The following is a 5,768-nucleotide window of genomic DNA, read 5'->3' on the forward strand; positions in this document are numbered from 1 at the left end:
GGCTTTAGGACTCTCTCATTCTACCAAGAGGTTATTTTTTTATTCAAACCTCATTTTCATTCATTACAGGAATGCTGTCCCTTTAGCTTAATAATGTTCAGCAGTTTCGTACTGCGACAATCCTTTTAATATTTGAATTCGTGACTTTTGTAACATTATGAATTTATTTGTCGCACGATTATTTCTGTATTTTCAATAAATCTGTAGTAAGATTAGAAAGTAGTTTACATATTCATCCAAAAAAGGCAAACCTATGAAAAATAAGGACGCAAAGCTACAGATCTAAAGTACTAAACTATGATGGCTGAGCTACATGCTTGAATACTTTTCGGAGGTTTCTTAATGTTACAATCAATAATAAGCAAACATAACTTAGATGAAGAATGGGTGGTACTTATTCTCCATGCACTTGATATAGGTATTTCAGCTGAGGAAATTCATAATTTCTTAAGTAACCCTAGACCTTAAATAATTTAGGTCTTTTTTTATTGCGCAGTTGTGGTCTATGGTTCGATATTTTATTCAACTGCTCTTTTAGTTGATTAGTAAAGGCTGCATAATAGCATCCAGATCTTTATGTAATCTCCAGTTTTATTAATAAACTTGAATTATTTCATGCGAGCAGTTACTTCGAGGGGTGGAGTTTACAAGGAAATCAAGAATTTGACTTATTAACATTGCCTGGAGGAGAAGTCTCTGTTACTCAATAATAAATATAAGATGTTCGTAAAATGATATGTTTACTATCGTTTTGGAGAGGAGAGTTTTTTTATATTTTTACGTGAGAATTTTTTTGGGGCTGAAATAATACAATCTGTTTCTCCTAAGATAATTTCTTTACCTTTACGAATCCTCCATGGACATTCGACCATTAAATATCCTTTTTCAAAAGTAATAACTAGAGTCTGGTTTTCTTCCGTGTTTACGTCTGTTACAACTTGTCCTGCAAAATAGCTAAAGTCTATTTTTGATAAACTCTCCATCCACCACCACTCCTTAAAAACTTTTTAAGGTAATAATTACACACTAACAGAGAGTATTCCTTCTTGAACAAACCTGCTCTTTACTTGAAGAAGAAAAAAGCGATCTTCATCCAGAAGATCGCCCCCGGTAGCTCAACAACAAAGTTATAATTTAATACCATGTTCTTTTGATTGTATATAGTACAATTCTTCATATTCTGACTTATAAAATGCAACATTGAATTTATTGAGGTTAATTATATCCTTAAAAGTGTTTGGTATTACACAATCCCACTTCAGTTCATTAATCTTTAGAGGGAAATGATTATCGTTTGGATTTGGCGAATGGATATATACTGCATCTGAAATAGGGTCTTCTTCGTGAATACATATCCAAGATTGATAAGGCTTATCAAAAGTTTCAAGCTGTATTAATAATTTATTATACAAAGCTAAATGGGCTTTAATATGTTCTCTTCTTATCTTCAATCTATTTTTACTGACTCCAAAAAAATCAAGATGTTCATGCCAAAAATCAAACCACGACTCGGTATCAAGTTGTAAATCAAAAGTCTCTACTTCTCTCCATATATTCCTAAAGTATCTTTTTTTCCTCGAAATCTTTTCAAATTATTCCTCCTAATAGGCAAAGATAAAACCTAATTAATTATATCAGCTTATTCAATTATTCTGCTTCGTTTCTCCAATAAGAAAAGGCTGCATTGTTAGCAGCCAGATCTGAAGAAGATTATGTATTATGACTCAATTGGTTCCTTTTCATCAAATTGTTTAAGATAAAACGTTTATACAATTTATAAAATACTGCACCAGTTAACCCTCCAAGTGTATTTAATATAACATCATCTATGTCTACTGCACGCCCATCTCCAAACATATAACCTGAAATAATGAAGCCCTGTATAAACTGGATAGTTTCAATGCCGATTGAAATAAACATTGTTATAATAACTGTTTTTTTAAAACTTTTTGTGATATTTAATGACAATAGAGCAAAGGAAAAAGGAGTTAGCAATAAAATATTACCTACAATTTGGATAATTGTTACAAGTGCCAATACAGGATTTGTGAATGTATGTACTATGGTTTTAAGAGGGATGAAATTTATTTGTTCAAATTGAATATGATGATTTCCTAAATATTCTTGAGTAAAATAATATCCAATATCTATATAACTTACATAATGATGTAATACAAATAAGTAAAAAATAAAAGAAGATAAAAACAGTAAATCCCACGTACTCCTTACGGTAGATTTATTAATAAACCATAAGGCTAAGGTAGTCAACAATATCCAATTCCCAAAAACAGTAAAATACTCAAAAAATAGCGACCCGTTTTCTAACTGCAAACTAGCAAAAGTAAGGGAAAAAATCGGAACTAGAACAGTTAACCACTTTAATTTTCTATACTTCACTAATAACACTCCTAATTACAATATTTCTACTTACTTGACGAAATATTTAATGGTTTTGTTTCATCTCTTCTTCAACAAACCTGCCTCTATTCTACAATAAGGAAGTTCAACATAAAGAGGCCTCAATCCTTCTTGGATCAATGCCCCCTATAGCTTAAGTACATTGTTTCACAAACTCAAACTCACTTCATTTATTACAGGAATGCTGCCTTAATAAGGCTACTACACATAAACAATGACTGACCTAGAATCATTACACTCTGTACATTAAATAAATTTGGTCTGAAATATATTCTGAACTATAATGTAGCCCTTTCCTCATCCACCACATGATAATGCCTACCAAAGAGGCAGTTTTAATTTCAATCGCGACATAATCTGCAGGTAAATCTTTCTCGATATTCGCCCTTCTTGTTTTTATTAACTCCTCTATAAGTAAAAACAATTGCTCCTCAAATTGATTGATGCTGAGTAAAGTAAGTAAATAATTTCTATGTATATATAAATAGTCAAGCAAATGGGTTAGTTGTTGCTTTTCTGATAAATCTTCGGCGTGTTTTAAAGCAACCATTTTATCCGAAAGTTGATTAATTATTTCTTTGGTAATTTGCGTTAATAAATCTTGAATATCCTGATAATGTAAGTAAAACGTTGTCCGATTTAACCCTGCTTTCGCTGCAACTTTTTGAACGTTTAAATTTGAAACGGAAGGGTCCTCACATAGAAGGGAAAGAACGGCATTTCTAAACATTTCTTTTGAACGAATTGTACGTGGATCTTCTTTTTTAGGCATTTATAAACTCCTTTGTAGATTTTTATATGACTTTCTCAACATTATAAAATCCTATGTCGATTAGTGAACATTCTCAAAAAAACTGTTCATGGTCAGCAAATAATATATTTGTTACTATAAATTTTATCGACACAGTGTTGATAATGCAAATGCGATAAAGGAGTTTATAAATGGAAAAGGAATTAACAAATATAAATAAAAAGGTCTTATTAATTGTATTGATTGCTGGCTGCTTTTTATCAACATTGAACCAAACCTTACTAAATGTAGCTATGAGTGATTTTATGGACGTATTTCATGTAACAGCTGCAACTGTACAATGGTTATCAACGGGATTTATGTTAGTAAACGGTGTCTTAGTGCCGATTACAGCATTTTTAATGAAACGTTTTTCAACAAGGCAGCTATTCATTAGCTCCATGTTCTTTTTGTTATTGGGATCTGTGTTATGTGCTTGTGCAATAAACTTTGGTATGTTGTTAACTGGAAGAATGATTCAAGCAATTGGGGCTGGGATTATTATACCGTTACTGATGACAGTTATTTTATATTTATATCCTAGCGAAAAGCGAGGAAGTATTATGGGGACAATTGGCTTTGCAATGATCTTTGCACCAGCCATTGCTCCTACATTATCAGGTTTTATTATTGAATACCTGTCATGGAGATGGCTATTTATTGGATTAACGCCATTTGTTTTAGTCGTTATTGTTCTTGCTTTCAAATATTTAATGAATGTTGCTAAGATAACAAAAGCTAAATTAGATATCATAAGTGTTATCTTATCAACGATTGGCTTTGGCTCTATTTTATTTGGTTTTAGTAGCGCAGGAAGCAAAGGGTGGGAGAACCCAGTTGTCATTACAACAATTATAGTTGGGATAATCGTTACGACTATATTTTGTTTACGCCAAATGAGATCCAACGATCCATTATTAAATTTATCTGTATTTAAGTATAAAATTTTTACTCTCACATCGTTCATAAATGTACTAATTACAATGATTATGTATGCAGATTTAATTCTTTTACCGATTTATTTGCAGGATGGAAGAGGTTTTACAGCTTTTGAAGCAGGTTTACTATTACTACCTGGTGCTGTGATTAATGCCTTCTTATCACCTGTCACAGGTAAAATGTATGATAAATACGGGGCTAAACCACTCTTTGTTACTGGTTTACTATTTATTATTATTTCCATGTGGGGTGTCATTGATTTATCCGAATCTACGACCTATTTGTATTTAATGATTCGCACATGTATTTTACGGATTGGGTTAAGCTTTATTACTATGCCTTTACACACTGCAGGATTGAATGCTCTGCCTAGAGAATTGGGTTCACATGGTTCGGCCGTAAATAATACTGTACGCCAATTAGCAGGTTCTATAGGGACAGCCGTAGTGGTTACAGTGTATACGATTCAAGTAACTTCCTATCAGCTATCTATGGAAACTGAAAACATTTCAGCAATGCAGCTAGCAATATCATCTTCTATCCATGGCTCAGGTAATGCCTATTTCTTTATGTTAGTCTTATCGTTTGTTGCCTTTATTTTTGCATGTTTTATGCCTGCTAAAAAAACTGGAAAGCAGAAAAATACGTCAAAAAAAACTGTTATGCAATAAAGCCGAAGTTAGTCACATTTGGATTCTTAACATTACTATCCACCATTTTGAAAAGGTAAGCATATCGGAGAAGTCTGATATGCTTATTCTTCATGAATCAAAATTAGGGAACTCAAAGTACAAAGTAAGGTTATTTAAAGTTACTCGTTAATGAATTCCTTCTTTCGCTAAACTGCCCCTTTTGTTAAACAATATTATTTAACCTCGATAACAAAAGTAAAACTAGAGCTGCCCTTGTCCCAATTCGCATAAACATCATAAACATATTTTCCTTTTTCTATAGGTACTATCAGTACATTATCTTTTAATGGTACATCTACTATTTCACCATTTCCACTCCACCTATTAACACCCATTGTATTTTTATTAGGTACCTGGTTAAATTCTATTTTTATTTCAGCTCCAGCTGAAACACTTACGGGTTTGAGTGATTTGCTAATAATTAATTCTAAAGGGGAAATCATATCAACACATTGAGATCTTAAAAGCCCTTCCCAACAATATGAACCTTGAGCAACTTCTACTGTCTTCCCTTCGACAGTTATAAGGGGTTTTGGTGGTTTGTTATTAAATATCTCTTTAATAAAAATGATACCTCACAATGCCCCCTTGTTATTAAATTATATGCCTTCCCGTATAAATAAGAAAAACCTTACTTCCCACTTAAAATAAGGCTTAATCAAATATTCGACAGATGAAAATAAGGTCCTTCTTGTTTCACTATACTCCCTCAATAAACAAAGTGAAAACTCACGTTTTCTCCAGTATTCTCAGTATTTTATAGATTGTTATTTTAGAGTTTATGCTCGCTACTATGGTTGGATTTATCTCGTAAGGATAAATTTGGGCTTTTGAAGCCAAAAGACTGATAGCTCATTTGCCACAAACTTACAAAAAATGGTAGATGAGTAAAAATATGATCGCACTGGTGGATGTCCACATTCTCATGG

Annotated in this window: 7 protein-coding genes and 1 riboswitch; of the genes, 2 read left to right on the forward strand and 5 right to left on the reverse strand. The window is 32.4% G+C overall.

Translation table 11 applies throughout. From position 1 onward, the window contains the following. The first annotated feature begins 234 nt into the window (after nt 1-234). Nucleotides 235-317, forward strand: a riboswitch (cyclic di-GMP riboswitch). Between the two features lie 25 nt (nt 318-342). Then, nucleotides 343-468, forward strand: coding sequence for an anti-repressor SinI family protein (locus tag BKO01S_RS24130; RefSeq protein WP_084362196.1), 126 nt, complete (start codon nt 343-345; stop codon nt 466-468). Between the two features lie 275 nt (nt 469-743). On the opposite strand, the gene BKO01S_RS24735 is transcribed toward BKO01S_RS24130, so the two are convergent. The 4 genes from BKO01S_RS24735 to BKO01S_RS23500 all read right to left on the reverse strand — a co-directional run bounded on the left by BKO01S_RS24735 (nt 744) and on the right by BKO01S_RS23500 (nt 3,190). Continuing rightward, nucleotides 744-983, reverse strand: coding sequence for a hypothetical protein (locus BKO01S_RS24735; RefSeq protein WP_198158880.1), 240 nt, complete (start codon nt 981-983; stop codon nt 744-746). 144 nt (nt 984-1,127) lie between these two features. After that, nucleotides 1,128-1,451, reverse strand: a complete 324-nt coding sequence (locus BKO01S_RS23490; RefSeq protein WP_232311309.1) for a hypothetical protein — start codon at nt 1,449-1,451, stop codon at nt 1,128-1,130. Between the two features lie 259 nt (nt 1,452-1,710). Beyond that, entirely contained in the window at nt 1,711-2,397 is a 687-nt protein-coding gene (locus tag BKO01S_RS23495; RefSeq protein ID WP_066060196.1) for a VanZ family protein, read from the reverse strand. 253 nt (nt 2,398-2,650) lie between these two features. Continuing rightward, on the reverse strand, nt 2,651-3,190 hold the full coding sequence (locus BKO01S_RS23500; protein ID WP_066060198.1) for a TetR/AcrR family transcriptional regulator: 540 nt from the start codon (nt 3,188-3,190) through the stop codon (nt 2,651-2,653). 170 nt (nt 3,191-3,360) lie between these two features. On the opposite strand from BKO01S_RS23500, the gene BKO01S_RS23505 reads away from it, so the two are divergent. Next, on the forward strand, nt 3,361-4,818 hold the full coding sequence (locus BKO01S_RS23505) for a DHA2 family efflux MFS transporter permease subunit (protein ID WP_066060199.1): 1,458 nt from the start codon (nt 3,361-3,363) through the stop codon (nt 4,816-4,818). A 194-nt stretch (nt 4,819-5,012) separates the two neighbouring features. Here the strand turns inward: BKO01S_RS23505 and BKO01S_RS23510 are convergent, their stop codons facing one another. Then, nucleotides 5,013-5,282, reverse strand: a complete 270-nt coding sequence (locus BKO01S_RS23510; protein WP_232311310.1) for a hypothetical protein — start codon at nt 5,280-5,282, stop codon at nt 5,013-5,015. Nucleotides 5,283-5,768 lie beyond the last annotated feature (486 nt).

This window comes from Robertmurraya korlensis NBRC 107688 (assembly GCF_001591645.1).
Classification (GTDB): domain Bacteria; phylum Bacillota; class Bacilli; order Bacillales; family Cytobacillaceae; genus Robertmurraya_A.

Bases quoted from the DNA above. Each gene is read 5' to 3' on its own strand.
- BKO01S_RS24130 (WP_084362196.1), top strand. From the start codon at position 343: ATGTTACAATCAATAATAAGCAAACATAACTTAGATGAAGAATGGGTG.
- BKO01S_RS24735 (WP_198158880.1), bottom strand. From the start codon at position 983: ATGGAGAGTTTATCAAAAATAGACTTTAGCTATTTTGCAGGACAAGTT.
- BKO01S_RS23500 (WP_066060198.1), bottom strand. From the start codon at position 3,190: ATGCCTAAAAAAGAAGATCCACGTACAATTCGTTCAAAAGAAATGTTT.
- BKO01S_RS23505 (WP_066060199.1), top strand. From the start codon at position 3,361: ATGGAAAAGGAATTAACAAATATAAATAAAAAGGTCTTATTAATTGTA.
- BKO01S_RS23510 (WP_232311310.1), bottom strand. From the start codon at position 5,282: ATGATTTCCCCTTTAGAATTAATTATTAGCAAATCACTCAAACCCGTA.